Source organism: Arthrobacter sp. 08Y14, from assembly GCF_002929455.1.
In the GTDB taxonomy this organism is placed as follows: Bacteria; Actinomycetota; Actinomycetes; order Actinomycetales; family Micrococcaceae; genus Arthrobacter_B; species Arthrobacter_B sunyaminii.
The window spans coordinates 1-568 of the sequence record NZ_PJIX01000042.1 but is presented as its reverse complement, the minus strand read 5'-3'; the positions used below and the strand labels follow the sequence as shown (position 1 = coordinate 568).

Here is a 568-nt window from a genome sequence, read left to right as displayed (position 1 = left end):
GCAGCAGTGAGCTCAGCACCAACCCACCGGTATATCCGGTGGCTCCGAACAGGACGATACGCCCGCTCATTGGTCGGTCACCGGCGCATAACGGGTGTCATCATCCATCGCTGTAGTCATGCCGCACAGCATACGCAGGTGAAGCCCCTAGGCCGACTGTAGATAGGCCAGAACGGCCAGCACCCGCCGGTGGTCGGCCGGGCTTTGTTCCAGCCCGAGCTTGGCGAAGATGGAGGTAATGTTTTTCTCCACCGCTCCGGCGGAAAGGAACAGTGTGCTGCCGACGGCGGCATTCGTGCGGCCCTGCGCCATCAGCGCCAGCACCTCCTGCTCGCGCGGGGTCAGCCGGTCCAGGTCCGATCGGTGCCGGGAGGCGCCCATGAGCTGCCGGACCACCTCCGGATCCAGCACGGTTTCGCCTCGCGCCAGCCGCGCCAGGGCGTCCAAAAAATCGGCGACATCGGCCACCCGGTCCTTCAGCAAATAGCCGACGCCCGCAGGATGCCCGGCCAGCAGATCAGCGGCATAGCGGGTCTCCACATACTGCGACAACACCAGCACCCCAATC

The 568-nt window shown here is 65.1% G+C and carries 1 protein-coding gene; it reads right to left on the bottom strand.

All coding sequences use genetic code 11. From position 1 onward, the window contains the following. Positions 1–147: 147 nt before the first annotated feature. Positions 148–568 (bottom strand): response regulator transcription factor (locus tag CXR03_RS17865; protein WP_146070565.1); only part of this gene is annotated, 421 nt, incomplete at its 5' end.